Below are 26,591 nucleotides of genomic sequence, written 5' to 3'. Positions count from 1 at the left end.
AGCTTTCCAATGACCGCCATGATCGACGTCACCGATGCCAACAAGACCTTCACCATGCACCTGCAGGGCGGCATCGAGTTGCCTGTCGTCAGCGGCGTGACCTTCCAGGTCAACGCGAGCGAATGCGTCGTGCTGTCGGGGCCGTCAGGCGCCGGAAAATCGTCGATCCTGAAGATGATCTTTGGCAATTACCGCTGCGATAGCGGTCGCATCGGCATCCGCCACCGCGGCGCGCTGATCGATCTCGCCAGCGCCGAGCCGCGCCAGGTGCTCAACGTCCGTCGCGCCACCATCGGCTATGTCAGCCAGTTCCTGCGCGCGGTGCCGCGGGTGGCCACCATCGACGTCGTCGCCGAGCCGCTGATCGTGAACGGCATGCCACGCGCCGACGCGCAAGCCCGCGCCGGCGATCTGCTGCACCGCCTCAACATCCCCGAGCGTCTGTGGCAGCTTCCGCCCGCGACCTTCTCCGGCGGCGAGCAGCAGCGCGTCAACATCGCGCGCGGCTTCATCTCGGACCTGCCGATACTGCTGCTGGACGAGCCGACCGCCTCGCTGGATGCCGCCAACCGCGCGGTCGTGGTCGAGCTGGTCGCCGAGAAGAAGCGCCAGGGCGTCGCCATGGTTGCCATTGTCCATGACGACGAAATCCGTCATCTGATTGCCGACCGCATCGTCGACGTCACCAGCTTTGCCGCCGCGGCCTGAAGGAAATGGAAATGAACGCCAAGCCGAAGGACATTGTGATCGCCAACGCCAGGATCGTGCTGGCTGACCGGGTGATCGAGCAGGGCTGGCTCGCTCTTGCCGACGGGCGCATCGCCGAGATCGGCGATGGGACTGCGCCTGCGGGCGCCGAGGATGCCGGCGGCGATTTGATCATGCCGGGCCTGATCGAGCTGCACACCGACCATCTCGAAGCCCATTACGTGCCGCGGCCAAAGGTGTTCTGGAATCCGGTCGCGGCCGTGATCTCCTATGACGGCCAGCTCGCGACTTCGGGCATCACCACCGTGTTCGATTCGCTCCGGGTCTGGCGCGAGGACGGCGCCGAGGAAGTCGACGGCCGCGCCGGCGTGCTCGCCGCCGCGATCACGACCGCGCGCGACGCCAGCCTGCTGCGCGCCGACCACTTCCTGCACCTGCGCTGCGAGATCCCGATGCCGAGCGTGGTCGAGGAGGCCAGGGAGCTGATCGACCGTCCCGACGTCAAGCTGATGTCGTTGATGGACCACACGCCCGGCCAGCGTCAGTTCCGTGACGAGGTCAAGCTGCGCGACTATTATCGCGGCAAGGGCGGCGGCAAGACCGATGCCGAGCTCGACGAGCTGTTCGCCAAGCGCTTCGAATATCAGAAGCTCTATGCCGCGAGCAACATGCGCGAGATCGTAGCGCTGGCGCATCAGTACAAGATCCCGCTCGCAAGCCACGACGACACCACCGAGGAGAACGTTGCGGACGCCGTGCGCGATCGCGTCTCGGTGGCGGAGTTCCCGACCACGCTCGAGGCCGCGCGCGGCTTGCACGAGGCCGGTATCGACATCCTGATGGGCGCGCCCAACGTCGTGCGCGGCGGCTCGCATTCCGGCAACATCGCCGCCGTCGATCTCGCCCGCGAAGGCCTGCTCGACATTCTGTCGTCGGACTACATCCCGTCGAGCCTCTTGATGGGGGCGCTGCAATTGCCCGAGCATGTGCCTGCGATCGGCCTTCCCGCGGCGATCCGCACCGTGACCAAGGCACCTGCGGAGGCAGTTGGCCTCACCGACCGCGGCGAGGTTGCGATCGGCAAGCGCGCCGACCTCATCCGCGTGCATGTCGCAGGCCACGTTCCCGTCGTCCGCAGTGTCTGGCGCGAAGGACACCGTGTCGCATGAGCGAGAGCGCAACCATGGCGGGCGAGCAGACCGGCGCGATCGGACCTGGACGGCTCGTGCTGGTGGTCGGTCCCAGCGGCGCCGGCAAGGACACGCTGCTGCGGCTGGCGCAGGCGGCCTGCGCTGACGATCACGACATTGTCTTCCCGCGCCGAATCGTGACGCGTGAATCCTCCGCCGACGAAGACAATGTCGCGCTTGGCCCCGACGAGTTCCGCCGCGCGTGCGAGCATGGCGATTTCGCCGTGCATTGGGATGCGCACGGGCATTCCTATGCGCTGCCGCTCGACGTCAACGACGATATCCGCGCCGGCCGCACGGTCGTCGCCAACGTCTCGCGCACCGTGATCGGCGCACTGCGCCAGGCCTATGCTGACATCGTGGTGGTTGCGATCACGGCGCCGCCGGATGTGCTGGCCGCACGGCTGGCTGCCCGCGCGCGACAAAGCGACGGCAACATCGCCGAGCGTCTCACCCGCAGCGTCGACGACAGGTCGGCGCAGGCTGATGTCACCATCCTCAATGCCGGCGGCGTGGACTATCATGCGCGCCAGCTCGTGCGCGTGATCAGGAATGAAGGCTGGCACGATTAGCCAGTACAGCAAGGAGAACGGAATGTCGGTGATTGAAACGATCGAACAGCTGGAGGCCATCTACGGCGCCACCAACGACGCCTCGACCGTGAAAGTCGCCGACCACGTCACCCCGCTCTACCGCGTCTTCATCGAGAAGGCGCCGTTCGCCGCGCTCGCCACCATCGGCCCCGAGGGCATCGACTGCTCGCCGCGTGGTGACTTGCCCGGCTTCGTCCGTATCCATGATCCCAAGACGCTGATGCTGCCGGATCGTCGCGGCAACAACCGGGTCGATTCCCTGCGCAACATCGTGCGCGACCCGCGCGTGTCGTTGATGTTCCTGATCCCCGGCTCCGGCAATGCGGTTCGCGCCAACGGCCGCGCCCATCTCTCGGTCGATCCCGAGCTGCTGGCCTCGTTCAAGGTCGAGGGCAAGGCGCCGCGTAGCGTCATGGTGATGAAGGTGGCCGAGATTTACTTCCAGTGCGCTCGCGCCATCGTCCGCTCCGACCTCTGGAATCCCGACAAGCGCATCGATCCCAAGACGCTGCCGACGCCCGGTCAGATCCTCGCCGAGATGAGCGACAACAAGGTCGGCGGCGCGGAGTACGATCGCATCTGGCCCGAGCGCGCCGCTGCGACGATGTGGTGAGACTTTCTTTTCCTCTCCCTTGTGGGAGAGGGTGGCTCGCCGCATAGCGGCGAGACGGGTGAGGGGTTCTCTCCGCGCGCTAGTCTCTCTCATTTGAACCTGCGGGACGAACCCCTCATCCGGCGCTTCGCGCCACCTTCTCCCACAAGGGGAGAAGGAAGAGGAGCGAAGCCGCGCGAGGTAAATCCGGCTGCCACTGCTCACCGCGGGAGAAGCGCTTCAGCGCGCTCACGGCAAATATGGATGGCCATTTCATTGACCAATCGCGGCAATCGCTCGATAGTCGCACATCGAAACTGCTCCTCGAGTCCAAGCCGCACCATGAGAACCGATCGCCAGCGCAATCAGAACGACATGCTCGCATGCATGACGCGGCGCTGTTTCTCGGCGGCGACGGGTGCCTGTTGTTGTTGCTGACCGCGTCCTAGCAACATCCACATCGCAATTGCCAGACAGGAGCGCCGGAATTCCGGCGAACGAGCAGTCATGTCCCACACCCAGTCCAACGCCTATATCATCGAGATCCACGATCGTGCCGCCGGCATCATCACGAGGGATGCCCGCGGCTTCCGCTTCTTCTCCTCCGAGCGCCTGTTCGACAGTCTCGAAGGCCGCCAGTTCCGCTCGGCGCGCGAGGCGGAGCGCGCGGCCCGCGCCGTGTTCTCGGAGCGTCGCAATCGCCTGAGCTGATCAGCTCCGGCGGCGTGCCCTGGTGCGGGCCGCTTTCTTTGCGGCAGCGGAGCGGGTCTTGGCGCCCTTGGTCTGGCTCGCCTTCCGTGCGGCAGCCGAACGCGACGCCGCGGTTCGTCCGCTCGCGGCGCGCTTACCCTGCTTCGACAGCGCGCTACGCGATGCGGTCGAGCGCGGCTCTTTCTTCAGGACGTTCTCGACCGCGCGCGACACTTTCGGCCGGCGCTTCGGCGTGCGTTTGCCTTGGCCGACCTCGTAAGCATATTTGGCGCTGCGGCGTGTCGATTTCTTGGTTCGTCCTTTGCGCGGCGGCGGCAGATCGACGCCGGCGCGGCGCGCCTCGGACAGGCCGATCGCAATGGCCTGCTTGGTCGACCGTGCGCCGTGCTTGCCTTTCCGGATCCTGTCGATCTCGTCCTTGACGAATTCGCCTGCCTGCGTGCTTGCCGATTTGCCCGCGCGCTTGTCCCGCTTCGCTTTGCGGATCACTTCTTGTCTTGGCATGGGTGAGTTCCCTCAAGATGTACAGGGATGTCTCACCGCAACGCGCAGAATGATCGATTGATCCTTCTCAGTTCCGCAAGGCCGCAAGCAATTCGTCAGGCCGCTCTGCCATGATCATATGCCCGGCGCCCGGCACCATGACGGTCTTTGCATGCGGGATGGCGGCCGCAAGAGCCTTGCCCGCCTTCGCCGGGGTCATCATGTCCCGTTCGCCGAGAATTAATGTCGTCGGCACCTTCACGCTCGCTGCGGCGGTCAGCGCATTCGCGTAGGCATTGCAGGCCGACAGATCCCTGAACAGCACGCCGGCCTCGCAAGACTTCAGCACCGCCTGCGCGCCGCCATGCATCCACAGGCCCGGCGCGAGGCTGCCGCCGAGCTCGGCGTTGAAGCCGAGGCCCCAGATCGAGACCATGTCGTTGGCATCCTGCGAGTTGGCTTCGGCGGCCTTCAGCAGATCCGGGCCGACCGTCATGGTCGCGGCGGTGCCGATCAGGCTCAGCGCGGAGACCTTGTCGGGATGGCGGGCCGCCGTCTCCAGCGAGATCAGCGACCCCATGGAATGGCCGATCAGATGCGCCTTCGCGGCGCCTGCCGCTTCGAGCAGTGCCGCGGTCCAGTCGGCCATCCCGGCGATGCTGCCGAGCGAAGGTCCGCTGGAGCGGCCGTGAGCGGGAAGATCCGGCGCCAGCACGCCAAAACCGTGATGGGCGAACCAGCGCGTATGCAGCGCCCAGGTCGAATGGTCGAAGCCGGCGCCGTGGAGGAAGACGACCGCGGGCAGGGACTTGTCGAAGTCGCGGCCGCCGGTTGCGACGAACACATCAGCGCCGTTGACGGAGAGCTTCATGGTGTCAGACCTTCTGCGAGATGCGCAGCGCCTGCGCGAGATCGTCGATGATGTCGCTGGCGGTCTCGATGCCGACCGACAGCCGCACCAGCTCCTCGCCGATGCCGGCCGCCTTGAGCTGCTCGGCATCCATCTGCTGATGCGTGGTCGAGGCGGGATGAATGACCAGCGTCTTGGCATCGCCGACATTGGCGAGATGACTGATCATGCGCAGCGATTCGATGAACTTGCGGCCCGCAGGGCGGCCGCCCTTGATGCCGAAGGAGATGATCGAGCCGGCGCCGCGCGGCAGGAGCTGCTTGGCGAGCTGATAGTCCGTGTGCGTCTCCAGCGAGGGATGCAGCACCCAGTCGACGGCCTTGCTGGACTTCAGGGCTTCCAGCACGAGATGCGTGTTCTGCATGTGGCGGTCCATGCGCACGCCGAGCGTTTCGACGCCCTGCAGCAGCTGGAACGCGTTGGTCGGCGACAGGCAGGCGCCGAAATCGCGCAAGCCCTCGGTCCGCGCGCGCATGATGAAGGCGGCAGTGCCGAACTGCTCGTCGAAGACGATGCCGTGATAGCCGCCATAGGGCTCGGTCAGCACGCCGAACTTGCCCGAAGCGCGCCAGTCGAAGAGGCCGCCGTCAATGATCGCGCCGCCGATCGCGATGCCGTGGCCGCCAATCCATTTAGTCGCCGAATGCATGACGATGTCGGCCCCGAGCTCGATGGGCCGGCTGAGATAGGGCGTGGCAAAGGTGTTGTCGATCAGCAGCGGAATTTTTGCGTCATGTGCGATCTGAGCGACCTTGGGAATGTCGAGCACCTCCAGCCCGGGATTGCCGATGGTCTCGCCGATCACGAGCTTGGTGTTCGGCTTGATCGCCGCGCGGAACGCATCGAGATCGCGCGGCTTCACGAAAGTGGTGGTGATGCCGAAGCGCGGCAACGTGTGCGCCAGCAGGTTGATGGTGCCGCCATAGAGCGAGCTCGACGCCACGATGTGGTCGCCGGCATTGAGCAGCGTCGCGATGGCCAGGTGCAGCGCGGCCATGCCGCTCGCGGTGCAGATCGCTCCGACGCCGCCCTCTAGCGCGGCCAGCCGCTCCTCCAGCACGCCGGTGGTCGGATTGGAGATGCGCGTATAGATGTGGCCGGCGCGCTCCAGATTGAACAGTGCGGCGGCGTGATCGGAATCCTGGAACACGTACGACGTGGTCTGGTAGATCGGCACCGCGCGGGCCCCGGTCACGGGATCCGGATGCTGGCCCGCATGCAGGCTCAGGGTCTCGAAGGCAGGCGGTTTCGGCGCGGGCATGCGGGGGCCTCGTTGTCGGTCGGCGGAGGAGGCGTTGTGCCATAAAATTGTGCGGGACGTCAGCCCATTGATAGCCGCGATGACGGTGCGCTCCCTCTCCCGCTTGCGGGGGAGGGCTGGGGAGGGGGTGTCTCCGCGTCGGGATTGTTGCTGATTGCGGAGAATGTCCCTGCGTGGCGAGAGCCCTCACCCGCCGCGCTTCGCGCGTCGGCCTCTCCCGCAGGCGGGAGAGGCGAAGGACTAGCACCGTCTGCGCTTCATCCCCCGATCGCTTGCTCGATACTCCGCGCCTCCCGTAACAAGATCTCCGCGACCTCCTGCTCGCGGCGGGGGCCAAGCCTCGTTCGCACCGCGGAGACGGTGATGGCTGCGGCCGGCCGCCCATCCGGGGTCTTGATCCAGGTCGAGATCGATTTCGTGCCCTGCACGAGGCCGATTTCCCTCAGGCCGTATCCGAGCCGGCGCGCGGCGGTGACCTCGCCGAGGACCGTCGCCATATCGGTCTTGTAAGCCTCGAACCGCTTCTCGTTCGCTGCGACGATCTTTCGCGCCTCCGGCGCCGGCATCGCCGCGAGGATGGCGACGCCGGCACTGGAGACGCCGAGCGGCCGGCGCGCGCCGATCTCGATCGACAGCACCTGGATCGGATAGATTCCGATCCTGCGGTCGACGCACAGCGTGTCGTTGCCGGTGCGCACCGTCAGGAACATCGTGTCGCCGATTTCGGTGGAGGCACGTTGCAGCGATGGATTGGCGGCGATCAGCAGCCGCGACGGCCGTGGCCGTGCCAGCGCCAGCTCCGGCACCTGGTTGCCGATCGCGTAGCGGCCGGTCCGCTCGTGCCGCTCGACGATGCCTTCCTCGATCAGCACGTGGACGATGCGGTGCACGGTCGGACGGGTGAGGCCGGTCGCCCGGATCACTTCGGCCAATGGCACACCGTCCTCGCGGCCTGCGGCAAGAATGCGCAGCACTGCGAGCGCGCGCCGGATCGCCTGCGCGCCCTGCCGCGGGGATATCGCGTTGCGGGCGATTTTCGTCTTGTCCATAATATGGACAAGAACGCCACAATTCACTCGACAGGACAAGCGCCCATCTGAAGATTGCGTCCCGATCGGGTTGCCGTGCGCATCGCCGCACGCGACATGGAATTGGAAGCGCTGCCGGGAGGTTAACATGAGATTAATCTGGATTGCCATAGCTGCCGCCACCGCGATGCTGGCAGGGCCCGCGTCGGGCCAGCAATGGCCGGCCCGCAGCGTCAAGCTGATCGTGCCTTATCCGGCCGGCGGCAATGTCGATAGCGCCGCGCGCATCGTCGCCGACAAGCTTCAGGAAAAGCTCGGCCAGCCCTTCATCATCGAGAACAAGGCCGGCGCCGGCGGCATGATCGCGGGCGAAGCCTTCGCGAAGTCCGCGCCCGACGGCTACACGCTGTTCGTCGGCGCCAACGGTCCGGTGCTGTTCGCAACCGAGATCAACAAGCGTGAAGCCTATAACTGGAAAAAGGACTTCATGCCGATCTCGACCATCTCGATGACGCCGCTGGTGCTCGAGGTGCATCCGTCGGTGCAGGCGACGACGCTGAAGGAATTCCTCGATCTCGCCAAGCGCGAGCCCGGCAAGCTGACGATGGCCTCGCCTGGCCCCGGCACCACCAACCATTTGCTCAGCGAGCTGATGCAGTCGAACCTCGAGCTGCAATGGGTCACCGCGCATTACCGCGGCAACGCGCCGGCGATCAACGATCTGCTCGGCGGCCAGGTGCAGTTCGCATTCGACCAGCTCACGGTCAGCCTCCAGCACATCAAGGCCGGCCTGTTCCGCGCGCTCGCCGTCACCAGCCCGCACCGGCTGAAATCGCTGCCCGACGTGCCGACCTTCGCCGAGCTCGGCTACAAGGACTTTGACGGCCAGACGTTCACCGGCCTGTTCGCGCCTGCCGGCACGCCGGCGCCGATCGTGGACAAGCTGCACGAGACGCTGGTTGCGATCCTGAAGGATCCTGCCGTGGTCGACAAATTCGAAAAGCTCGGCGGCGAAGCCACGCCGATGACGCCGGACGAGTTCAAGGCCTACCTCGAGCGCGAGGACGCCAAGTGGATTCCGGTGGTGCGCAAGGCCAACATCAGGGCGGATTGATCGATGCGGATCGATCCGACCGAGCTCGGCGCCGAGCGCATCTACCGCCTGATGACCGGCATCGTGGTGCCGCGTCCGATCGCCTGGGTCACCAGCCTGTCGAGCAAGGGCGTGCTCAACCTCGCGCCGTTCAGCGCCTTCACCTTCGTCTCGCAGAAGCCGCCGATGCTCGCCATCAGCGTCGGCCGCAAGGGCGCCGACTACAAGGACACCGCGCACAACATCCTCGATACCGAGGAATACGTCATCCACATCGCCGATACCCCGCTGATGTCGGCGGTGCACGACTCATCGGTCGAGCATCCGCCTGAAATCAGTGAGGTCGAGCATCTTGGCCTGGAGACGATTCCGAGCGAGCGCATCAGGGTGCCGCGGCTCGCCGCCGCGCCTGTGGCGATGGAATGCCGCTTCCGGCAGTGCCTTGAATTCGGTGAGGCCAAGAGCCGGCTGATCGTCGGTGAGGTCGTGATGTTCCATTTGCGCGACGGCCTCGTGAACGACGGCAAGGTCGAGACCAAGGCGCTCGACCCGATCGCCCGCATCGGCGGGCCCCGTTACGCCCGCCTCGGCGAGATCGTGACGCTGAACACCGTATTTCAGACGCCCAAATCGAAAGACTGAGCGCGCCGCCCGCCGCGCTGCTCGACACAAATTGGAGAACGACCATGCGACTGGTAAGCTATCTCGTGGACGGAGAGCCGCGCTACGGCGCGGCCGTCGAAGGCGGCGTGATCGATCTGACCAGGCGGATCGGCCGCGACTTCTCCGACGTCAAGGCGCTGATCGCGGCCAACGCGCTGTCCGACGCGCAGGAAGCGATCGCGGGCGCGACGCCGGACTATTCGCTCGACGATCTCGTCCTGTTGCCGCCGGTGCTGGCGCCGGAAAAGCTCTGGTGCATCGGTGTCAACTACGCCGAGCGCAATGCCGAGTACAAGGACAATTCGGACCTGCCCAAATATCCGAGCCTGTTCGTGCGCAGCATGTCGTCGATGACAGGCTCCGGCCAGCCGCTCGAGAAGCCCAAAGTTTCGGAGCAGCTCGACTATGAGGGCGAGCTCGTCATCGTGATCGGGCAGGGCGGCCGTCACATTCCGCGCGAAAAAGCATGGTCGCACATCTTCGGCATGACGTTGTGCAACGAGGGCACCATTCGCGACTGGCTGCGTCACGGCAAGTTCAACGTCACGCAGGGCAAGAATTTCGATCGCTCCGGCAGCATCGGCCCGTGGATCGTCACGTCGGACGAGCTCGACCCGCGCGGCCCTCATGACATCACCACGCGTGTCAACGGCGAGGTGCGGCAGCAGGACACGACCGAGCGGCTGATGTTCCCGTTCGATTATCTGATCTCTTATCTCTCGACCTTCGCGACGTTGAAGCCCGGCGACATGATTGTGACCGGCACGCCGACGGGGGCGGGCGTTCGCTTCGATCCGCCGCGCTGGCTGAAGGTCGGCGACGTCGTCGAGGTCGAGTCGAGCCGCATCGGCGTGCTCCGGAACACCGTGGCCGCGGAGCAATAGATCATGCTGGATGCCGCCACGATCGAGCGCCTCGCCGCGCGCCTGGATGAGGCCGAGCGCACCAAGTCGCTGATCCCGATGTTCACGAAGGAATATCCCGATTTCAGCATCGAGGATGCCTACGCCGTCCAGCGCGCCTGGACCAAGCTCCAGCTTGGCCGCGGCCGAATCATCAAGGGCCACAAGATCGGCCTGACCTCGAAGGCGATGCAGAACGCGGTCGGCATCAACGAGCCGGATTACGGCGTGCTGTTCGCCGACATGTTCTATGCCGACGCCACGCCTGTTCCGTTCGACCGATTCCACGCGCCGCGGATCGAGGTCGAACTCGCCTTCGTGCTGAAGGCGCCGCTGCGCGGGCCCGATTGCACCATCTTCGACGTGCTCAACGCCACCGACTACGTCACGCCCGCGCTGGAGATTCTTGAAACGCGCATGCACCGCGTCGACCCTGAAACGGGCAAGATGCGAAAGGTCATGGACACCATCTCCGACAACGCGGCGAATGCCGCGCTGGTGCTGGGCGGCCGGCCGTTCCGCCCGCTCGATGCGGATTTGCGCTGGATCGGCGCGCTCTTGTTCCGCAACGGCGAGGTCGAGGAAACCGGGCTCGCGGCCGGCGTGCTCAATCACCCCGCCAACGGCATCGCCTGGCTCGCCAACCGCCTCGCGCCGCATGACGAGCATCTGAAGGCCGGCGAAGTCGTGCTGGCGGGCTCGTTCACGCGCCCCGTGGACATCCGCCGCGGCGACACGTTCCATGCCGACTATGGCGCCTTCGGCTCGGTGTCGTGCCAGTTCGTCTGAACCAATAACAAAGAGGGAGCGCACTATGAGTGGTCACACGCGGCGCAAGAGCATTCATATCGGCGGCTTCAAGCACGCCAATCCGATTCCGAACGCCTGCCGCATCGGCAATCTCGTGATGTCGGGCGTCATCCTCGGCCGCGATAACGCCGGCGTCATGCCGGAAAGTCTCGATGCGCAATGCGCCAACATGTTCGCGCACATGAAGGCGACGGTGGAAGCCGCCGGCGGCACCACCGACGACATCATCAAGATGACGGTATGGCTGAAGGACCGCACGCAGCGCGGCCCGATCAATGTCGAGTGGCTCAAGATGTTTCCGGACGAGCATTCGCGCCCGGCGCGCCACGCGCTGCCGATGGACAATATGGACGGCGGCGCGCTGGTGCAGTGCGACTTCACCGCCGTGATCGACTGAAGGAGTTCTAGCGCATGCCGACCTATCTGCCGTTCGATCCCAATCCGCGCCGCCCCATCAAGGCGCCGCCGCCGAAGACCGTCGACAGCCAGTTCCACGTGCTGGGTCCGATCGACAAATATCCGGAGCGTCCCGGCGCGGCCTACCGCATGCCGACCGCGACCTGGGAGGCCGCGCTGCGCGTCCACAAGGCGCTCGGCATCGAGCGCGGCATCATCGTGCAGACCACGACCTACGGCGCCGACCATGCCGTCGTGCTTGACGGCCTCGCCGCGATGGGCCCGAACTATCGCGGCTGCGCCAACGCACTGGTGTTCGCGGAGGCGAACGACGCTTATCTCGCCAAGCTGCATGACGCCGGCGTGCGTGGCGCGCGCTTCAGCTTCCGCCAGGAGCTCGGCGCGGTGTTGTCGGATGCCGATTTCGCCCGCGCCATCGCCCGCATCCGTGAGCTCGGCTGGTACGTCAAGATCCAGCCGGAGAAGGACGGCATCATATCGAGCATCGCCAAGTACGAGAATCTCGACGTCCCCGTGCTGATCGATCACATGGCGCGCCCCGATCCGGAAGCCGGCAAGAGCGATCCGAATTTGCGCAAGATGCTCGAGCTGCTCAAGAAGGGCAATTTCTGGGTGATGCTGTCGCTCGGCGAGAAGACCTCGAAGGCCGGCGCGCCCTATGACGACGTGATCCCGATCGCGCGCGCCTATATCGAGGCCGCCGTCGACCGCTGCGTCTGGGCCAGCGACTGGCCGCATCCGGTCTCCGTCAAGCAGCCGCCCAACGACGCCGATCTGCTCGAGCTGATGTACCGCTACGCCCCGGACCAGGCGGAGCTGGAGAAGATTCTCGTCCACAATCCGGCCAAGCTGTTCGGCTTTCCGGACTAGTCGGAGCATTCACGGTCGGGGGACCGCATGTTGATCGTTTCGGCACGTAGGCTGCGTCGTCCGGTCTGGCAGGCAGCGCTTGCTTGCATCGCAAGTGTTGCCTCCACCGCAATCGCAGCGGCAAGCGACACCGTCCCGCCCGTGACCGCATGCGATCGGCTCCACCAGGAGTCCGGCGCGGCGATGCGCGTCAGCGAGGCGCAGCCGCGTCCGGCGGCCGGCGGGCTTGCCGCGCATTGCGAGGTGATCGCTTATCTCGACGAGCGAACCGGCGCCGACGGCCAGAAGTTTGCGATCGGCCTGCATCTCCGATTGCCGGACGCATGGAATAGACGCTTCGTGTTCCAGGGGCAGGGCGGCACCGATGGTGTTCTCGGCAGCGGCGATGCGCAGCCCGGCGGCGGACAGCCGAGCGCGCTCAATCAGGGCTACGCGACGGTTACGACCGACGCCGGCCACGCCAACGCGCCGGGCCCTCTCGGCGGCGCCAGCTTCGGCCTCGATCCGCAGGCGCGGATCGATTTCGGCTATCGCGCCGACGACGTCGTGACGCGGCAGGCGAAGCACTTCATCCAGGCTTACTACGGCCGCTTGCCAAAATACTCTTATTTCCTGGGCTGCTCCAACGGCGGGCGGCACGGTATGGTGATCACGCAGCGCTTCCCGGAGCATTTCGACGGCGTGGCGGCCGGTGCGCCGGCGTTTCGAATGCCAGAGAAGGGGCTCTCGGGCGCCGCCGTGACGCAAGCCTTTGCGGCGATCGCACCGAAAGCGCCGGACGGTCGCCCCATCCTGGCGCAGGCCTTGTCCCAGGCCGATATGGATTTGCTGTCCAAGGCCATCGCTCAATCCTGCGATGCCGCCGACGGCCTTGCCGACGGCATCATCGACAACGTGCCAGCCTGTCGTTTTTCGCCGCGCACGCTGCAGTGTTCCGCCGAGAAGACCGCGAGTTGTCTCTCCGCCGCGCAGGTCACAGCGGTCGAGAACTACTTCCAGGGGCCGACCACGGCACAGGGCCGCCGGATCTATGCGCCCTATCCCTATGATTCCGGCATCGCCACGGAGGGATGGCGGCGCTGGATTCTCGGCACCGCACCCGACAGCCGCGTCAACGCCTTCAACGTCTCGTTTGGCGCGACGCTGGCCTATCTCTATATGACGCCGCCCCACGCGCCCTTGGCGAGCGAAGCGGACGCCGTCTACGATTTCTATCGCTCCGTGGATGTGACGGAAGCCCACGCGAAAATCTTCGGCACGAGCGCGGCGATGCCGGAAAGCTCCGTGCAGACGATCTCGGCGAACGCAGTCGATCTCTCCGGCTTCCGTGCGCGGCGCGGCAAGCTGCTGCTCTATCACGGCGTCAGCGATCCCACGTTCTCCGCGCTGGATACGCTCGATTGGTACAAGCGGCTCATGAATGCTGCGGGCGGAGAAAAAGAGACGGCCGACTTCGCCCGCCTCTTTCTCGTGCCCGGCATGAACCATTGTTCGGGAGGGCCTGCCACCGACAGCTTCGACGTGCTGACCCCGCTGGTGAACTGGGTCGAGCAGGGCCGCGCGCCTGAGCGCATCCAAGCTCGTGCGGGTGCGAAGACGCCCTGGCCGGAGCGCAGCCGGCCGCTGTGCCCCTATCCGCGCCAGGCGCGCTATCTCGGCACTGGCAGCATCGAGCAGGCCGAGAACTTCACCTGCGCCGTCCCTTAAGCCGCCGCGACGCTCGCGGCGCGTATGGCTCACGCCGCCGGCTGCTTTGCCAGCCGGTCCCGCACCTCGGCCGCGATCTCGAACGAGCGCAGCCGCGCGGTGTGGTCGTAGATCTGCCCGGTGGTGATCAGCTCGTCCGCGCCGGTATCAGTGATCAACGCCTTCAGCTTCGCCTCAATCACATCGGGTGAGCCGACCGCGGAGCAGGACAGCGACTGGCCGACCATGGCCTTTTCGGCCGGCGACCACAGCGCGTCCATGTCGTCCACCGGCGGCGGCAGCGGCCCCGGCGTGCCGCGGCGCAAGTTGATGAATGCCTGCTGCAGCGAGGAGAACATTCGCTGCGCCTCGGCGTCGCTATCGGCCGCGAACAAATTGACGCCGATCATCGCATAGGGCTTGTCGAGCTGCACCGATGGCTCGAAGCGCGCGCGATATTCGCGCAGCGCCGGCATCATCATCTGCGGCGCGAAATGCGAGGCGAACGCGAACGGCAACCCCAGCATCGCGGCGAACTGCGCGCCAAAGGTGCTCGATCCCAAAATCCAGAGCGGCACCCTGGTCCCCATGCCGGGCACGGCGCGGATTGCCTGGTTCGGTTGTGCGTCGCCAAGCAGCGCCTGCAGCTCCAGCACGTCATGCGGAAAGTTCTCGGAGCTGGTGGCGAGGTCGCGCCGCAGCGCCCGCGCGGTGAACTGGTCGGTGCCGGGCGCGCGCCCGAGCCCGAGATCGATCCGCCCGGGATAGAGCGATTCCAGCGTGCCGAACTGCTCGGCAATGACCAGCGGCGAATGGTTCGGCAGCATGATCCCGCCAGAGCCGACGCGGATCGTCTTCGTTCCGCCCGCGATATGCCCGATCACCACCGACGTCGCCGCGCTCGCGATGCCCGTCATGTTGTGATGCTCGGCCAGCCAGAACCGCTTGAAGCCCCAGGCTTCCGCGTGCCGGGCGAGGTCCAGCGAGTTGCGGAACGCCTGCGCGGCGTCGCCGCCCTGACAAATCGGCGCGAGGTCGAGCACGGAGAAGGGGATCATGGGGAGGGTACCGGCGAGAAGGAGCTGTTCCACCACATGTAGTGTCCGTGCGCAGGAAGGGTAGAGCACTTGCGAACCCATCATCCTTCGCCGCCGAACGAGCCAGATGAGTTTCGCTCCGCTTGACCCATGCTACGAAGCTGTTCGAGCGGCCGCGCACCCGTTCACAACACTGTTATTGCGACCCGTTGCGCCCTGCGTCGTAACTGGGCGTTTCAGGCCTGTTGTTGTATCGTTGAAGCAGCCATTGCCCGTTAGTCGCGTGTCCCGGACGCGGTGCAGCGTGAAACGCTGCTCCGCAGAGCCGGAACCCATCAGGCTAGGCCCCGGCTCTGCAGCTCATCGCTGCGTGCTGCACCGCGTCCGGGGCACGAGAAATCATCGTACGGCGCGCCGTCGCGCCGACCGCCCGGAGGAACTGACATGACCACGGTCGTATTCAACCGCCGCAACCTTCTCGCCGCCGGCGGCGCCGTTCTGGCAACCGGCGTGTCCGGCCTCCTGCTGCCGGCCCGTGCGGCAGGCCTCGCACCGACCGAAACGATGTCGGGTGGTGCGAACAACTACCGCAAGGGCGCGGCGATCGTGGATCGCATCGGCAAGGGCGGGTTCTGGATGAGCGGCACCGTGCGCCGCGCCGGCGACGGCGCGCCGCTCGCCGGGCAGCGTATCCAGATCTGGGCGCATACGGTCGAAGGCCAGGAGCACGAGCCGCAGAGCCACGGCGCCACGCTCACCGACAAGGACGGCAAGTTCCGGCTCGAGATGCCGCAGATCATTCCGATCTTCGGCCAGCCGCATGGACACCTCGCCTATGACAGCGGCGAGTTCAAAACCGTCTTCCTGCGGCCGGTGATGCGCAGCGCCAAGGAAACCAGCCTCGAAGCGCATTTCGTCCTGCAGCCGGCCTGATCGGGCCAGCGAATGACGGGGTGGAGATTGGCCCGGGCGATCCTGATCTGGGTTGCCCTCGCCCTGGCCATCGGCGTTCCGATCGCAGCTGCTGCGACGAGCGAGCAGCTCGCATGGCGTGGACCGGTCTATATCCTCGCCGGATTCGCCGGGATTATCGCGCTCGGTCTCGTGCTGGTTCAGCCGCTGCTGATCGGCGGATATCTGGCGCCGCTGTCGGCCTATCGCGGGCGGCGTGCCCATCACTGGATCGGCGGCACGCTCGCCTTCGCGGTGGTGATCCACGTTGCCGGCCTCTGGATCACCAGCCCGCCCGACATGATCGACGCTCTCACCTTCTCATCGCCGACGCCTTTCTCCCCCTTCGGCGTGATCGCCATGTGGGCCATCTTCATTGTTGCGCTGCTGGCGTCCCTGCGCCGGCGGTTGGAACTGCGACCGCGAACCTGGCGCATCATTCATATTCCGCTGGCGATCGTCATCGTCGTGGGCAGCGTGGTCCATTGCCTCCTGATCGAGGGCACGATGGAGACGATCTCGAAGGTCGTGCTGTGCATGTTGGTCCTTGCGGTGACGGTGAAAGTCATGATCGACCTGCAGGTCTGGCGAAAGCGACGGACGCTGCGCGGGGAGAGTGGCGCGCGGTCCGCGGCCGAGGGCCCCGGATTACTCTAACGCTCTATTCGGCTACGGCGCTCTGCTTGCCGCTGATGGCGACGGGGCGTATCCTTGCGCAATGGCTGTCAGTGCTCCCGATCTGGAAGCGTTCCTGCTCGCGACGCCGTTCTTCGGCGGTCTTCCGGAGCCAAGCCTCGACCTCCTGATGTCCATGCTGGTCGAGCGCAGCTTCGACGCCGGCGCAACCGTCGTGGCGGAAGGCGAGCCGGGGCGCTCGATGTTCATCGTCAAATCCGGCCGGCTCGCGGTCAGCAAGCGGGCGAATGCGGGCAGCGTCATCCCGATTTCGGTACTGGAGCGCGGCGACTTCTTCGGTGAGATGACGCTGATCGAAATGCAAAACCGCTCGGCAACGGTGGTCGCGGAGGTGCCGACGGTGCTGTACGAGCTGACCGCCCAAAATCTCTACGCCTGCTACAAGGCCGACATCCACGCCTATGTGATCGTACTGCAGAACATCAATCGCGAGCTATGCCGGCGGCTGCGCCGGGCGGATGAGCGGTTTGCCCGACGTGCGGCGGGTAACGACAATTGATGGTGCGTCGGATGGGTAGAGCACTCGCGAAACCCACATGCTTAGTCAGCGCCTCGAAAGGATTTGACGGGTTTCGCTTCCGACTTCGCTCATTGAGCTACGGCGGACAAGTCGCTTGACCCATTCTACGGACTTAGGCCGCCCGTTGGCCCGAGTCGTTGAGCCCAGCCCGTAGAAGCGGCTGTGGCGTGCCGTACATGAGCGTTCGCCATAACCATTCGACGGGACCATATCGGTGCCGACCTAACCACCATCCGCTGAAGATGACCTGGGCGACGTAGACCACGAACCCGATCGCGAGCGCTTCGGCGGCGCCGAGAAGACCGAAGAGCTCAAGGCCGTAGCCATAGAAGATCCACCCGAAGATTACGGATTGGGCGAGATAGTTCGTGAACGCCATGCGGCCCAGCGGCGCGGCCCAGCCCAGCAACGCTTTCCCCCTGGAGCTGGCGATAGCGATGATGATGGCACCGTAGCCGAGCGCAAGCAGGATCGTGCCTGCGGGAGTGGCCAGTACGCCGAAACTCGTGCCGGCCATCGCGTTCCCTGCTCTCAGCAGGATAATGGCTGCACCGAGACCAACGCAGCCGGCCCCAGCCGTGAACAGGAGGATGTGCTTCGGCTTTTGCAGGACGCCGCTGCGCCACACAAATGCACCCAATAGAAACAGGCCCAGGGTGCGAGGGAAGACATAGACGTGCAGCGGGAGGATCAAAGCGATTTCGCGAAGCCGGAACGCCAGCACCTCACCGAAGTTTCCAGTTGCATAGACGCGGTTCGCCTCTTCCACATTGCCTTGGATCGACGCGAGGCTGGGGAACAGCCCGGGCGGCGACCATACCTGCATCGTCAGGTAAAGCCCGAGAAACGCGGCCGCGCCTGCCAGCAAGAGCCAGCGGGGACCAAACAGGAACGGCAGAACGACGAGACCCGCTATCGCATATTCGGTGAGAATGTCGCCATTCCAGATCAGGCACAGGTGAATCAATCCGAATATCAGCAAGGCAAGCACACGGCGAAACAACAGAAGCGCGCGACGCGAGTTCGCGGCAAGATGCTCGAACTGGATTGCGAGTCCCACGCCGAACAGGAGCGAGAACAGCGCAAACGCCTTCATGTCCACGGCCAGCATCAAGACCGTCTCGACAGCTCGATCCAGGGACGATGCAGGCTGTTTAGCCGGCAGGAACTGCTGGAAGATCGAGACGCGGAATTCGGTAACCAGGTTGATCGCCAGAACGCCAAGCAGAGCCACGCCACGAAGTGCATCGATGCTTTCAATGCGGTCGGAAGGGCTTATGGGGCCGGGGAGGCTTTCGTGGATCGGAGCCAAGACCATTGTGCCACGACTATAGATTGTAGCACGAATTTGGGTAGCCTCATTTCGCCTATGGACCCCTGCACCGGCACTCTAAGCGCAGAACTCTTCGCGCGTGGGATGGGTAGAGCCCTTGCGAAACCCATCACGTTTGGTCACCGCCTCGAAAGGATTTGATGGGTTTCGCTTCCGCCTTCGCTCATTGAGCTAAGGCGGACAGGTCGACACCCATCCTGCGAGCCCGCGCCCTGATACGGTTACAGCAACGCCATCGCGTGCAGTGAGTTTCTATGAAAGCCGAAGGCAACGATGCCGGAGAGAAGCAACGCAATCCCGGTCACGATCAGGCAACACGCAAACACTATCGAAGCCTCTTGGTTCATCATCCACGGCAAAACGATAATAGATAAAACTTTACCGACAATCGAAAGGAAGAATTAACCTTACCTGCGCAGCCAAACCGGCCGGAGCCCGGTATCAGCGCGCAGGATGGGCGGAGCGCTTGGCGCGAACAAACGGCGGCGCGGGCGGATGAGCGGTTCGCGGCACTGCAGTTGAATGGCCGAAAATTGATGGTGCGCAGGGGACAGAGCCGTTGCGAAACCATCATGTTTTGCCGCTGAGATCGGCCTCGAGGATCTTGGCAGTCACGACTTGTCGTGCGCGTACTTCTCCAAGACCAGTCGATTATACTCGTCCCTGACGGCTCTGCGGGAAATATGTCCCTTCCGGTCCTTGGCGATTTTCAGAAGATCAGGGTCGGTCGGTGCCTTCGATTTCCGCCGAAATCTCGCAAAGAGAGGGGTCGTCGGCTCCGACATCCTTACAAACAGGCGGTCGAACCATCCCATTGTGTCCTCCCGGACAGGCTGCGAGCCAAAGATTATCACCATGAAACGAGGGGTCAACGTGCAGTGCAACGGCATCTTATAAGCCGCCCGGTTCACCCCGAGCGGCCGCGCCCAATCGGACGGAGAGCCATCGGTTCTTGTGGCTCGCTTGATCCGATGCGAACCAACTGGCGCCATTGTTCCGAAGCATTCGGCAAATGAATTTGGTCTATGGCTGAGGCGCAGGAATTGGAAGGATGCTTGTTATCTTCCAACCGTCGCCCGTTTTCACCAGCACTTGATTCATCAGGAACCGTGTCGGCTGCGCAGTCTGCCCAGGCGGTGAGATCATAAAGGTTATTGGCACATAGAGTTGCGCCACCCCCGTCTGCAATTCGATGACCTTCAGTTCGTCCATTTTCGGATCGAGGGACCAAGTGCCTTGATACAGGGTCTCAAAGCGCTTGATGGCTGCGGCGTGACCCCAGACAGGGGCCCCTCGCGTGATCCACAAGAACTGAGCTGAATCTTGCAAAAGCTCACCAACCTCCTTGAGGTCATGAGCGTTTTGTGCGGCAACAAATCTTGCGAAAAGAGCCTTCACCTCGTCCTCGCTGCCCGCGTAAACCGCGTCAGCCGAAGTCAGGAGCAGGAATGAAGCGAAGAGAGCCAGATGGCTTCGTGCGCGGAAGGTCATGATCGTCCTCCCTCGATGTCGCGGCGAAGAACCGCTCGCGGTTATCAGTCGCAACAGAAAATTACCCCAACGATGGTCCAAATACCACGTGATTTCAGACGCCATGGCCGGTGGGTAGGATTCCCGCATCGGGTCAAACCCGGTATTGACCGCAACGCTTCTGACCCGTCGGGCAAAACACCCCAAATCCCGTCAACCCCCTCCCTCAAAAATATTCCACTTTACCGAAATTCGGAATTGCGGCATATTCCCGCCATCCTTGCCCGAGGAGAGGGGCGATCGTACGTCGCAACGAACGTGGGCCGGGGTGCGGTGGACGCGGCTGCGTCGGGCACGGGAAGGCGGGACCAGGGCGGGTGAACCTCGTGAGGTCCTTCTCCGTGTGACGAACGACGCAGTCGCGTACGGCTAAACCATGTGGTCCTGGCTGTCGTTGCTACAGCCAAGCTTTCGCGAAGATGCATCGGCCGACCGGACGCGGTGCATCGGTTTTCGCGAGGTGACGGAGGCCAGAAGGAATTCGGCTCCGGGGAGAGCAGGCATAGGCCGTCAACCCATCGCGCAGGGAAGGCCGGGTGTTTTCCGGCCCACCTGTTGTCCGCCTGCGCATTTGCGTGTGCAAATTCTTCGCGCAGCGGGTCATGGGTGCCAGCCGGCACCCGGTCTTCCCTGCGCCCTCTTCAAGGAAGAGGGTCAAGGAAAACAGCCAAACTCGGACGCTTCGCGCCGCGAGAACGTTGCTTGATGTGTGAACACTGGAATGACCGCGCGCTCTCGCCTCGCCCGTGTCGCTCCAGTCAGCGGCGGGCGGCGATCGCCGTCAGCTCCAGCTTAATGCCCGGGCCGAGATCCGCAACGCCAACGGCCGCACGCGCCGGCAGATGGTCCGCGGGGAAATAGCGCTTCCACACCTGGTTGAACGCCGCCTTGTCGGCGAGATCAGCCACAAAGATCGTCACCTGCAGAACGCGGGAGAGATCGGAGCCGGCCCCCTCGAGCAGGGTCTTCATCTGGCGCAGCACATCGTCGGCCTGGCCCGTCATATCGAGCCCCGCATCCTCGGGGACGATGCCGCCGAGATAAAGCACGCCATTATGCTCGACGATCTCGTGGAGCAGTCCTTCATAGGGCAGGGAACGTGTGATCACGATCGCATCCGTGGGTGTTGCGGGCTCGCTGCAATGGGAAAAAATGGTGCTGCCAGACAGGATTGAACTGTCGACCTCTCCATTACCAATGGAGTGCTCTACCACTGAGCTACGGCAGCATGTGCTGGTGAAGAATCGGGCGCCCGAGGGGCGCTACCAAGCGGGCCGATATCTGCCACAAGCCCCCCTCCTGTGCAAGCTTGCTAGGCCCGTCAAACCGAGAAAATCGGGCCGATATCGCGGCCAAAATGCCCATTTTGACGCAAAATCACCGACTTCCCGCCGAATCGGGCCCCGATATCCCCCGCCAACTGGCCAGTTGCCCCAGGCCTCGGATTCGATCCATTTCGCGTTTCGCACGAATGGATCGCGCTCGCCTCTTGAGCTGTCGCCATTCGGTGGCATCCTGCCGCCGATCGATGTGATGGACCCGTGATGGCTAACGAGACCGACAAGAGCACGAACGAGGCGAGGACGTCCCGGGATGACCGCCTGAAAGCGGCGCTGCGCGAAAACCTGAAGCGGCGGAAGCTGCAGGCGCGCGAACGCGCCGCAAGCACGGACCCCTCGCAGAACGACGATGGTTCCCTAAATGAGGGGGCCGCCGGGAAAGCCGGCACTTAAGAATTTGGAATGAGTGAGCATGACGATGGGGCAGAACGGACAGCAACCAACCGGTGACGAGGCGCTGATGTCGCGCTTCACCCGCCCCGAGCAGACCTTTCCGACGCTGACGCCGACCGAGATCGAGCGGATCAGGCATTTCGGCGAGGTCCGCAGCTATGCGGACGGTGAGTTCCTGTTCGAGACCGGCAAGCCCGGGCCCGGCATGTTCGTCGTGCTGAAGGGCCACGTTGCCATCACCCAGCGCGATGGCCTCGGCCACGTCACCCCTGTGATCGACCAGGGGCCGGGGCAATTTCTGGCCGAGCTCAGCCAGCTCTCGGGCCAGCCGGCGCTGGTCGACGGCCGTGCCGAGGGCGATGTCGAGACGCTGCTGTTGCCGCCGGACCGGCTGCGCGCGCTGCTGGTCGCCGAAGCCGATCTCGGCGAGCGCATCATGCGCGCGCTGATCCTGCGCCGGGTCAATCTGATCCAGGGCGGCATCGGTGGCCCCGTGCTGATCGGGCCGTCGAACTCCGCCGGCGTGGTGCGGTTGCAGGGCTTTCTCACTCGCAACGGTCAGCCGCATCATCTGCTCGATCCCGATCGTGATTCCGACGCGGCCGAATTGATCGCGCGCTATTCGCCCAAACCCGAAGACTGGCCGCTGGTCGTCGCCGCAAGCGGCGCGGTGCTGCGCAACCCCAGCGAGACCGAGCTTGCCCGCGCCATCGGCATGATCGGCGGCGCCAAGGACGGCCGCATCTACGACGTTGCGGTCGTCGGCTGCGGACCGGCCGGGCTTGCCACCGCAGTGTATGCGGCGTCCGAAGGGTTGTCCGTCGCGGTGCTCGACATCCGCGCCTTCGGCGGCCAGGCCGGCGCCAGTGCGCGCATCGAAAATTATCTGGGCTTTCCGACCGGCATCTCGGGCCAGGCCCTGACAGCGCGCGCCTTCACCCAGGCGCAGAAGTTCGGCGCCGACATCATGATTCCCGTGACGGTGAAGTCGCTCGACTGCACGCGCAAGGACGGCGCATTCGCGGTGGCGCTCGACGGCTGCGATCCCTTGCGCTCGCGCGCGGTGGTGGTCGCGAGCGGCGCGCGCTATCGCCGGCCGGAGATCGCAAACCTCGACAAGTTCGAGGGACGCGGCGTCTGGTACTGGGCCTCACCGGTCGAGGCGCGGCTCTGCGCCGGCGAGGAGGTGGCGCTGGTCGGTGCCGGCAATTCGGCAGGCCAGGCGGCCGTGTTCCTGTCGGGGCACGCCAAGAAAGTCTTGATGATCATCCGCGGCGGCGGCCTAGGGGCCAGCATGTCGCGCTATCTCATCGAGCGCATCGAAGCGACGCCGAACATCGAGTTGATGTTCAACACCGAGATCACCGCGCTCGAGGGCGACGAGGCCGCGCTGCTGCGGCGCATCCGCTGGAAGAGCCGGCTGTCCGATGACGAGGATTCTGCCGACATCCGCAATCTGTTTCTGTTCGTCGGCGCCGATCCCGCCACCGCCTGGCTCGACGGCTGCGGCGTGACGCTCGATCGCGGCGGCTTCGTCGTCACGGGCGCGCAGTCCGAGCAGAACCAGGGCAAGCTGGTGGCGCCGCTGGAGACCTCCGTGCCCGGCGTCTATGCCGTCGGTGACGTCCGCTCCGGCTCGGTCAAGCGCGTCGGCGGCGCGATCGGCGAGGGCGCCCAGGTGGTGGCCTCCCTGCACGGCTATCTCGGCGACGCCGCAAAACCGGCGCTTTAGTCAAGGACAAGACAAGCGAATGGCAAGTCGAATGAGGCTTGCCATCGTGCCGCGTCCTGCGGACTATCGCGGCACCCGCGAGGCGTATCGCCCGCGGAACGAACAAGAGATCAATCGGGAGGACTAAATGGCTGAAGTCGTCGTGCTCTATAAGACACCCAAGGATGCTGCGGCCTTCGACAAGTACTACGCCGAGACGCACATTCCGCTCGCCAAGAAACTTCCCGGCCTGAAGAAATACGCCGTCAGCAAGGGACCGGTCGCATCTCCCGCAGGTCCTTCCGGAATCCATCTCGTTGCCATTCTCACCTTCGACAGCGTGGGCGACATCCAGGCAGCCTTCGGCAGTCCGGAAGGCAAGGCCACCGGAGCCGACGTGCCGAAATTCGCCAGCGGCGGTGCCGACCTCTTGATCTTCGACACCAAGGAAGTGTGAGACTCGATTCGACTTTCGTTGAAGATCTCGTAGCCCGGATGGAGCGAAGCGTAATCCGGGACCTGCTTTCCTGTGGCACGATTCCCGGATTACGCTGCGCTCCATCCGGGCTACAAAATTCGCGCTACGAACCACAAACTGCCGTCGTTTGTGACAGCGGTGCAAAAAATTCAGCCATGCGTTTGTCGATTCGCACGATGACGCATGGCTTCGCACATGCATGTGACGACAACGCAGGTGGCAATCCCATGAGGGTCGTAATACTACTCTCCTGAATTTTGACACCAGACGAGTAGGAGAGATGTCATGGTCCTCGGCTTGAGCTTGCCCGCCCTCACGTTGGTCCATGTCGTCATCAGCCTGATCGCCATCGCCGCCGGCCTCGTCGTGATGTTCGGCCTGCTCGGGTCGAAGTCGATGCCGGGCCTCACCGCGATCTTCCTGTTGTTCACGATCCTGACCAGCGCCACCGGCTTCCTGTTTCCGTTCGAGAAGCTGCTGCCCTCGCACATCATCGGCATCATCTCGCTGGTGCTGCTCGCCATCGCCTGCATCGCGCTGTACGGCATGAAGCTCGCCGGCGTCTGGCGTCCGGTCTATGTCGTGACCGCGATGATCTCGCTCTACTTCAACGTTTTCGTGCTGGTCATCCAGTCGTTCCTCAAGGTCCCGGCCCTTGCCGCGCTCGCGCCGGCCGTGGCGCCGGCGCCGCCGTCGGGTCCCGTGTTCGCGGCGGTGCAGGGCATCGTGCTGGTGTTCTTCATCGTGCTCACCATCGGCGCCTGGCGCCGATTCAAGCCGATGGCGTTTGCCTGATCACACGATTCTCAACGTTCCCTGTTGATGCCCGGCATCGCATTCGCGGTCTCGCGCGACTATCTGCGTATCACCGGCGCGTGCTTGCGCACGTGCAGCGTCACTGATCCTCACCGAAAGAGAGCAATCAATGCCCACCATCACCACCAAAGACGGCGTCGAGATCTTCTACAAGGATTGGGGAAGTGGCCAGCCGATCGTGTTCAGCCATGGTTGGCCGTTGTCGGCGGACGACTGGGACGCGCAGATGATTTTTTTCGTCAACAACGGTTATCGCGTCATCGCCCATGACCGCCGCGGCCATGGCCGCTCGTCGCAGGTTTCCGACGGTCACGACATGGATCACTATGCCGACGATCTCGCGGCCGTGACCGCGCATCTCGACCTCAAGAACGCCATCCATGTCGGCCATTCCACCGGCGGCGGCGAAGTCGTGCACTACATCGCGCGCCATGGCGAGAGCCGGGTGGCGAAGGCTGCGATCCTGTCCGCGGTGCCGCCGCTGATGGTGCAGACCGCGGCCAATCCCGGCGGCCTGCCGAAAAGTGTATTCGACGATCTCCAGAAGCAGCTCGCCGCCAGCCGCACGCAGTTCTATCGCGACCTCCCCGCCGGCCCGTTCTACGGCTACAACCGTCCCGGCGCAAAACCCTCGGAAGCGGTGATCCAGAACTGGTGGCGCCAGGGCATGATGGGCGGCGCGAAAGCGCATTACGACGGCATCGTCGCGTTCTCGCAGACCGACTTCACCGAGGACCTGAAGAAGATCAACGTGCCCGTGCTGGTGATGCACGGCGACGATGACCAGATCGTGCCCTATGCCGATTCTGCGCCGCTGTCGGCCAAGCTGCTCAAGAAGGGCATCCTGAAGACCTACAAGGGTTTCCCGCACGGCATGCCGACCACGCACGCCGAAACCATCAACGCGGACCTGCTGGCGTTCTTCAGGGAGTGAACAGGATGACTCTTACCCCCTCTCCTTGCGGAGACGGGTGAGGGGTCTCTCTTCGCGAGTCCGAAATCGTAGGGTGGGCAAAGGCGCAATTGCGCCGTGCCCACCACCCGCCATAAATTACGAAGAAGACGTGGGCACGCTTCCGCCTTCGCTCTACGAGCTACGGCGGACAAGTCGCTTTGCCCACGCTACGATACTGGAGGGTGAACGCATCGCTCACTTCAGGATCGCCCTGATCGCATCGAAGGTGCGCTTGACGAAAGCCTCCGGCTTCTCCCGCGCGCCTTCGCCGATCCAGCTCTCGCCGCCGACGCGCATCGCGCCGGTGGCGATCATGGCGACGAGCCGCGCCCGCAGCCGGTCGGATTTGGTTCGCCCGCGCTGGGCAAGGCCCTCGGCCAGCGCGCGCTCGAGCTTCTCGTATTTGAGCTGATCGCGCGCCTGCAGTGCCGGATTGTCGCGCTTGAGTCGCGACATCGCAGCTGCTTCCGCCGGATCGAGCCGCTTGACCGCCGCCGCGATCGCATTCTCCGCCGCCGTCAGCATGGATTCGGCCGCGGGCCGTGCGACGACCTCGGCGACCAGCGCGCTGGCGGCATTCTCCTGCCAGGCGGCCACCACGTCCTCCTTGGACGCGAAATAGTGGAAGAAGCTCCGGCGCGACACGTCCGCCGCCGCCGCGATATCGTCGATGGTCGTGGCCTCGAAGCCGCGCTCCAGGAACAGCGCCATCGCCGCCCGGGTCAACCGCTCGCGGGTCTGTTGCCGCTTGCGCTGGCGCAGGCCGGGCGCGGCCGGGGATTTTCCGTCCCCGGACAATGACTTGACGCGTTTCCGGACCACCTTCGAAGCCCTCAAATTGGTTCACCTCTTGCAAAATTGCACTAAGTGCACATTTAGACCGGTCGCGGGCCTCGTTCCAGCCCCGAACGGAG

Annotated in this window: 30 protein-coding genes and 1 tRNA gene; 20 read left to right on the top strand and 11 right to left on the bottom strand. The window is 64.6% G+C overall.

Features of this window, described 5'->3' with window-relative positions; all coding sequences use genetic code 11:
* The first annotated feature begins 9 nt into the window (after window positions 1-9).
* From phnL to GGD65_RS13455, 4 genes are read left to right on the top strand one after another with little or no spacing between them, the layout of a single operon-like run.
* Entirely contained in the window at window positions 10-708 is a 699-nt protein-coding gene (gene phnL / locus GGD65_RS13470) for a phosphonate C-P lyase system protein PhnL (RefSeq protein ID WP_179738307.1), read from the top strand.
* A gap of 11 nt (window positions 709-719) precedes the next feature.
* Window positions 720-1,877 carry an alpha-D-ribose 1-methylphosphonate 5-triphosphate diphosphatase gene (locus GGD65_RS13465; RefSeq protein WP_183235575.1) on the top strand — a complete coding sequence of 386 codons (1,158 nt, stop codon included), beginning with the start codon at window positions 720-722 and terminating at the stop codon, window positions 1,875-1,877.
* Complete coding sequence (gene phnN, locus GGD65_RS13460; protein ID WP_183235574.1) at window positions 1,874-2,470, top strand: phosphonate metabolism protein/1,5-bisphosphokinase (PRPP-forming) PhnN; 597 nt, start codon at window positions 1,874-1,876, stop codon at window positions 2,468-2,470. The genes GGD65_RS13465 and phnN overlap by 4 nt, the downstream gene beginning before the upstream one ends.
* A gap of 22 nt (window positions 2,471-2,492) precedes the next feature.
* A complete protein-coding gene (locus tag GGD65_RS13455; RefSeq protein ID WP_092251890.1) occupies window positions 2,493-3,104 on the top strand; it encodes a pyridoxamine 5'-phosphate oxidase family protein in 612 nt (203 codons plus the stop codon).
* A 344-nt stretch (window positions 3,105-3,448) separates the two neighbouring features.
* Here GGD65_RS13455 and GGD65_RS13450 read toward each other — a convergent pair whose 3' ends face one another.
* Window positions 3,449-3,592 carry a hypothetical protein gene (locus GGD65_RS13450; protein ID WP_157644432.1) on the bottom strand — a complete coding sequence of 48 codons (144 nt, stop codon included), beginning with the start codon at window positions 3,590-3,592 and terminating at the stop codon, window positions 3,449-3,451.
* On the opposite strand from GGD65_RS13450, the gene GGD65_RS13445 reads away from it, so the two are divergent.
* Window positions 3,591-3,794, top strand: coding sequence for a hypothetical protein (locus GGD65_RS13445; RefSeq protein ID WP_183235573.1), 204 nt, complete (start codon window positions 3,591-3,593; stop codon window positions 3,792-3,794). The genes GGD65_RS13450 and GGD65_RS13445 overlap by 2 nt on opposite strands.
* Here the strand turns inward: GGD65_RS13445 and GGD65_RS13440 are convergent, their stop codons facing one another.
* From GGD65_RS13440 to GGD65_RS13425, 4 genes are all read right to left on the bottom strand, one after another.
* On the bottom strand, window positions 3,795-4,298 hold the full coding sequence (locus GGD65_RS13440) for a DUF6496 domain-containing protein (RefSeq protein WP_183235572.1): 504 nt from the start codon (window positions 4,296-4,298) through the stop codon (window positions 3,795-3,797).
* A 67-nt stretch (window positions 4,299-4,365) separates the two neighbouring features.
* A complete protein-coding gene (locus GGD65_RS13435; protein WP_183235571.1) occupies window positions 4,366-5,148 on the bottom strand; it encodes an alpha/beta fold hydrolase in 783 nt (260 codons plus the stop codon).
* A gap of 4 nt (window positions 5,149-5,152) precedes the next feature.
* A complete protein-coding gene (locus GGD65_RS13430) occupies window positions 5,153-6,448 on the bottom strand; it encodes an O-acetylhomoserine aminocarboxypropyltransferase (protein WP_183235570.1) in 1,296 nt (431 codons plus the stop codon).
* A 257-nt stretch (window positions 6,449-6,705) separates the two neighbouring features.
* On the bottom strand, window positions 6,706-7,497 hold the full coding sequence (locus tag GGD65_RS13425; protein ID WP_018321238.1) for an IclR family transcriptional regulator: 792 nt from the start codon (window positions 7,495-7,497) through the stop codon (window positions 6,706-6,708).
* Between the two features lie 127 nt (window positions 7,498-7,624).
* On the opposite strand from GGD65_RS13425, the gene GGD65_RS13420 reads away from it, so the two are divergent.
* From GGD65_RS13420 to GGD65_RS13390, 7 genes are all read left to right on the top strand, one after another.
* The gene (locus tag GGD65_RS13420; RefSeq protein ID WP_179738324.1) at window positions 7,625-8,590 is read left to right on the top strand and encodes a tripartite tricarboxylate transporter substrate binding protein; all 966 of its coding nucleotides are present in this window, start codon (window positions 7,625-7,627) and stop codon (window positions 8,588-8,590) included.
* A 3-nt stretch (window positions 8,591-8,593) separates the two neighbouring features.
* The gene (locus GGD65_RS13415; protein WP_179738325.1) at window positions 8,594-9,211 is read left to right on the top strand and encodes a flavin reductase family protein; all 618 of its coding nucleotides are present in this window, start codon (window positions 8,594-8,596) and stop codon (window positions 9,209-9,211) included.
* 44 nt (window positions 9,212-9,255) lie between these two features.
* The gene (locus GGD65_RS13410; protein ID WP_183235569.1) at window positions 9,256-10,116 is read left to right on the top strand and encodes a fumarylacetoacetate hydrolase family protein; all 861 of its coding nucleotides are present in this window, start codon (window positions 9,256-9,258) and stop codon (window positions 10,114-10,116) included.
* 3 nt (window positions 10,117-10,119) lie between these two features.
* Window positions 10,120-10,923, top strand: coding sequence for a 2-oxo-hept-4-ene-1,7-dioate hydratase (gene hpaH, locus GGD65_RS13405; protein WP_183235568.1), 804 nt, complete (start codon window positions 10,120-10,122; stop codon window positions 10,921-10,923).
* Between the two features lie 25 nt (window positions 10,924-10,948).
* Window positions 10,949-11,341, top strand: coding sequence for a RidA family protein (locus GGD65_RS13400; protein WP_183235567.1), 393 nt, complete (start codon window positions 10,949-10,951; stop codon window positions 11,339-11,341).
* A 14-nt stretch (window positions 11,342-11,355) separates the two neighbouring features.
* Window positions 11,356-12,231, top strand: a complete 876-nt coding sequence (locus GGD65_RS13395) for an amidohydrolase (protein WP_183235566.1) — start codon at window positions 11,356-11,358, stop codon at window positions 12,229-12,231.
* A 141-nt stretch (window positions 12,232-12,372) separates the two neighbouring features.
* Window positions 12,373-13,938: a tannase/feruloyl esterase family alpha/beta hydrolase gene (locus tag GGD65_RS13390; protein WP_183235565.1), complete on the top strand. Its 1,566-nt coding sequence runs from the start codon at window positions 12,373-12,375 to the stop codon at window positions 13,936-13,938.
* A 29-nt stretch (window positions 13,939-13,967) separates the two neighbouring features.
* Here the strand turns inward: GGD65_RS13390 and GGD65_RS13385 are convergent, their stop codons facing one another.
* On the bottom strand, window positions 13,968-14,975 hold the full coding sequence (locus GGD65_RS13385) for an LLM class flavin-dependent oxidoreductase (protein WP_183235564.1): 1,008 nt from the start codon (window positions 14,973-14,975) through the stop codon (window positions 13,968-13,970).
* 423 nt (window positions 14,976-15,398) lie between these two features.
* On the opposite strand from GGD65_RS13385, the gene GGD65_RS13380 reads away from it, so the two are divergent.
* The 3 genes from GGD65_RS13380 (at window position 15,399) to GGD65_RS13370 (ending at window position 17,100) form a co-directional block, all read left to right on the top strand.
* Window positions 15,399-15,887 (top strand): twin-arginine translocation pathway signal, encoded by a 489-nt coding sequence (locus tag GGD65_RS13380; RefSeq protein WP_018321247.1) that lies wholly within the window; start codon window positions 15,399-15,401, stop codon window positions 15,885-15,887.
* Window positions 15,888-15,899: 12 nt separating this feature from the next.
* The gene (locus GGD65_RS13375; protein ID WP_183235563.1) at window positions 15,900-16,562 is read left to right on the top strand and encodes a ferric reductase-like transmembrane domain-containing protein; all 663 of its coding nucleotides are present in this window, start codon (window positions 15,900-15,902) and stop codon (window positions 16,560-16,562) included.
* 61 nt (window positions 16,563-16,623) lie between these two features.
* Window positions 16,624-17,100, top strand: a complete 477-nt coding sequence (locus tag GGD65_RS13370) for a Crp/Fnr family transcriptional regulator (protein WP_183235562.1) — start codon at window positions 16,624-16,626, stop codon at window positions 17,098-17,100.
* A 133-nt stretch (window positions 17,101-17,233) separates the two neighbouring features.
* Here the strand turns inward: GGD65_RS13370 and GGD65_RS13365 are convergent, their stop codons facing one another.
* From GGD65_RS13365 to GGD65_RS13350, 4 genes are all read right to left on the bottom strand, one after another.
* Window positions 17,234-18,439: a DUF418 domain-containing protein gene (locus GGD65_RS13365; protein WP_183235561.1), complete on the bottom strand. Its 1,206-nt coding sequence runs from the start codon at window positions 18,437-18,439 to the stop codon at window positions 17,234-17,236.
* Window positions 18,440-19,477: 1,038 nt separating this feature from the next.
* Window positions 19,478-19,945 carry a DUF4440 domain-containing protein gene (locus tag GGD65_RS13360; protein WP_183235560.1) on the bottom strand — a complete coding sequence of 156 codons (468 nt, stop codon included), beginning with the start codon at window positions 19,943-19,945 and terminating at the stop codon, window positions 19,478-19,480.
* 797 nt (window positions 19,946-20,742) lie between these two features.
* The gene (locus GGD65_RS13355) at window positions 20,743-21,093 is read right to left on the bottom strand and encodes a RidA family protein (protein WP_018321254.1); all 351 of its coding nucleotides are present in this window, start codon (window positions 21,091-21,093) and stop codon (window positions 20,743-20,745) included.
* Between the two features lie 44 nt (window positions 21,094-21,137).
* Window positions 21,138-21,212, bottom strand: a tRNA-Thr gene (locus GGD65_RS13350).
* 316 nt (window positions 21,213-21,528) lie between these two features.
* Here GGD65_RS13350 and GGD65_RS13345 point away from each other — a divergent pair.
* From GGD65_RS13345 to GGD65_RS13325, 5 genes are all read left to right on the top strand, one after another.
* On the top strand, window positions 21,529-21,717 hold the full coding sequence (locus GGD65_RS13345; RefSeq protein ID WP_183235559.1) for a hypothetical protein: 189 nt from the start codon (window positions 21,529-21,531) through the stop codon (window positions 21,715-21,717).
* Between the two features lie 25 nt (window positions 21,718-21,742).
* A complete protein-coding gene (locus GGD65_RS13340; protein ID WP_246783286.1) occupies window positions 21,743-23,449 on the top strand; it encodes a cyclic nucleotide-binding domain-containing thioredoxin-disulfide reductase in 1,707 nt (568 codons plus the stop codon).
* A gap of 127 nt (window positions 23,450-23,576) precedes the next feature.
* Window positions 23,577-23,885: an EthD family reductase gene (locus tag GGD65_RS13335; RefSeq protein ID WP_026202518.1), complete on the top strand. Its 309-nt coding sequence runs from the start codon at window positions 23,577-23,579 to the stop codon at window positions 23,883-23,885.
* Between the two features lie 306 nt (window positions 23,886-24,191).
* Window positions 24,192-24,701, top strand: a complete 510-nt coding sequence (locus GGD65_RS13330) for a hypothetical protein (protein ID WP_179738358.1) — start codon at window positions 24,192-24,194, stop codon at window positions 24,699-24,701.
* Between the two features lie 130 nt (window positions 24,702-24,831).
* Window positions 24,832-25,656 carry an alpha/beta fold hydrolase gene (locus GGD65_RS13325; RefSeq protein WP_183235557.1) on the top strand — a complete coding sequence of 275 codons (825 nt, stop codon included), beginning with the start codon at window positions 24,832-24,834 and terminating at the stop codon, window positions 25,654-25,656.
* 216 nt (window positions 25,657-25,872) lie between these two features.
* Here GGD65_RS13325 and GGD65_RS13320 read toward each other — a convergent pair whose 3' ends face one another.
* Window positions 25,873-26,514 carry a TetR/AcrR family transcriptional regulator gene (locus GGD65_RS13320; RefSeq protein ID WP_183235556.1) on the bottom strand — a complete coding sequence of 214 codons (642 nt, stop codon included), beginning with the start codon at window positions 26,512-26,514 and terminating at the stop codon, window positions 25,873-25,875.
* Window positions 26,515-26,591 lie beyond the last annotated feature (77 nt).

This window comes from Bradyrhizobium sp. CIR18 (assembly GCF_014198295.1).
Lineage (GTDB): Bacteria > Pseudomonadota > Alphaproteobacteria > Rhizobiales > Xanthobacteraceae > Bradyrhizobium.
Note: the sequence above shows the minus strand (reverse complement) of the source record. Positions and strands in the feature narration are given on the sequence as shown.

Excerpts from the sequence above, each read along its gene's own strand:
- GGD65_RS13340 (WP_246783286.1), top strand. The coding sequence starts at position 21,743 with ATGGGGCAGAACGGACAGCAACCAACCGGTGACGAGGCGCTGATGTCG.
- GGD65_RS13410 (WP_183235569.1), top strand. The coding sequence starts at position 9,256 with ATGCGACTGGTAAGCTATCTCGTGGACGGAGAGCCGCGCTACGGCGCG.
- GGD65_RS13435 (WP_183235571.1), bottom strand. The coding sequence starts at position 5,148 with ATGAAGCTCTCCGTCAACGGCGCTGATGTGTTCGTCGCAACCGGCGGC.
- GGD65_RS13370 (WP_183235562.1), top strand. The coding sequence starts at position 16,624 with ATGGCTGTCAGTGCTCCCGATCTGGAAGCGTTCCTGCTCGCGACGCCG.
- GGD65_RS13395 (WP_183235566.1), top strand. The coding sequence starts at position 11,356 with ATGCCGACCTATCTGCCGTTCGATCCCAATCCGCGCCGCCCCATCAAG.
- phnN (WP_183235574.1), top strand. The coding sequence starts at position 1,874 with ATGAGCGAGAGCGCAACCATGGCGGGCGAGCAGACCGGCGCGATCGGA.
- GGD65_RS13325 (WP_183235557.1), top strand. The coding sequence starts at position 24,832 with ATGCCCACCATCACCACCAAAGACGGCGTCGAGATCTTCTACAAGGAT.
- GGD65_RS13400 (WP_183235567.1), top strand. The coding sequence starts at position 10,949 with ATGAGTGGTCACACGCGGCGCAAGAGCATTCATATCGGCGGCTTCAAG.
- GGD65_RS13365 (WP_183235561.1), bottom strand. The coding sequence starts at position 18,439 with ATGGTCTTGGCTCCGATCCACGAAAGCCTCCCCGGCCCCATAAGCCCT.
- GGD65_RS13445 (WP_183235573.1), top strand. The coding sequence starts at position 3,591 with ATGTCCCACACCCAGTCCAACGCCTATATCATCGAGATCCACGATCGT.
- GGD65_RS13425 (WP_018321238.1), bottom strand. The coding sequence starts at position 7,497 with ATGGACAAGACGAAAATCGCCCGCAACGCGATATCCCCGCGGCAGGGC.
- GGD65_RS13455 (WP_092251890.1), top strand. The coding sequence starts at position 2,493 with ATGTCGGTGATTGAAACGATCGAACAGCTGGAGGCCATCTACGGCGCC.
- phnL (WP_179738307.1), top strand. The coding sequence starts at position 10 with ATGACCGCCATGATCGACGTCACCGATGCCAACAAGACCTTCACCATG.
- GGD65_RS13465 (WP_183235575.1), top strand. The coding sequence starts at position 720 with ATGAACGCCAAGCCGAAGGACATTGTGATCGCCAACGCCAGGATCGTG.
- GGD65_RS13450 (WP_157644432.1), bottom strand. The coding sequence starts at position 3,592 with ATGACTGCTCGTTCGCCGGAATTCCGGCGCTCCTGTCTGGCAATTGCG.
- GGD65_RS13415 (WP_179738325.1), top strand. The coding sequence starts at position 8,594 with ATGCGGATCGATCCGACCGAGCTCGGCGCCGAGCGCATCTACCGCCTG.
- GGD65_RS13430 (WP_183235570.1), bottom strand. The coding sequence starts at position 6,448 with ATGCCCGCGCCGAAACCGCCTGCCTTCGAGACCCTGAGCCTGCATGCG.
- GGD65_RS13380 (WP_018321247.1), top strand. The coding sequence starts at position 15,399 with ATGACCACGGTCGTATTCAACCGCCGCAACCTTCTCGCCGCCGGCGGC.
- GGD65_RS13375 (WP_183235563.1), top strand. The coding sequence starts at position 15,900 with ATGACGGGGTGGAGATTGGCCCGGGCGATCCTGATCTGGGTTGCCCTC.
- GGD65_RS13330 (WP_179738358.1), top strand. The coding sequence starts at position 24,192 with ATGGTCCTCGGCTTGAGCTTGCCCGCCCTCACGTTGGTCCATGTCGTC.
- GGD65_RS13345 (WP_183235559.1), top strand. The coding sequence starts at position 21,529 with ATGGCTAACGAGACCGACAAGAGCACGAACGAGGCGAGGACGTCCCGG.
- GGD65_RS13440 (WP_183235572.1), bottom strand. The coding sequence starts at position 4,298 with ATGCCAAGACAAGAAGTGATCCGCAAAGCGAAGCGGGACAAGCGCGCG.
- GGD65_RS13420 (WP_179738324.1), top strand. The coding sequence starts at position 7,625 with ATGAGATTAATCTGGATTGCCATAGCTGCCGCCACCGCGATGCTGGCA.
- GGD65_RS13335 (WP_026202518.1), top strand. The coding sequence starts at position 23,577 with ATGGCTGAAGTCGTCGTGCTCTATAAGACACCCAAGGATGCTGCGGCC.
- GGD65_RS13385 (WP_183235564.1), bottom strand. The coding sequence starts at position 14,975 with ATGATCCCCTTCTCCGTGCTCGACCTCGCGCCGATTTGTCAGGGCGGC.
- hpaH (WP_183235568.1), top strand. The coding sequence starts at position 10,120 with ATGCTGGATGCCGCCACGATCGAGCGCCTCGCCGCGCGCCTGGATGAG.
- GGD65_RS13360 (WP_183235560.1), bottom strand. The coding sequence starts at position 19,945 with ATGACCTTCCGCGCACGAAGCCATCTGGCTCTCTTCGCTTCATTCCTG.